We start from the raw sequence: 230 nt of genomic DNA on the forward strand, positions 1-230 counted from the left end.
TGACAATGCTGTGTTCCCCGGACTCGCGTACATCCACCAGGTCAAAGTCCCGGTCACCTGCATCACGTTCGGCGAGCATGGCCGCGAGATCCTTGGCGGAGACAGTGTGATCCTGGTCTGTCGGTGCAGGAGGCGTGATACCGCAGAAGGCCTCATAGTCGGTCAACTCCGTGACCGGTTCAGCTTCCGGGTCCTTGGACACCTTAATTTCCCGCCAGCTGCCGCCCAAG

1 pseudogene is annotated in these 230 nt (G+C 60.4%); it reads right to left on the minus strand.

What is annotated here, in order from left to right:
* Positions 1-202 (minus strand): annotated as a pseudogene (locus tag SB772_RS46150) (adenylyltransferase/sulfurtransferase MoeZ); the annotation flags it as partial.
* Between the last annotated feature and the right edge of the window lie 28 nt (positions 203-230).

Source organism: Paraburkholderia sp. SIMBA_030, assembly GCF_046535245.1.
Classification (GTDB): Bacteria; Pseudomonadota; Gammaproteobacteria; order Burkholderiales; family Burkholderiaceae; genus Paraburkholderia.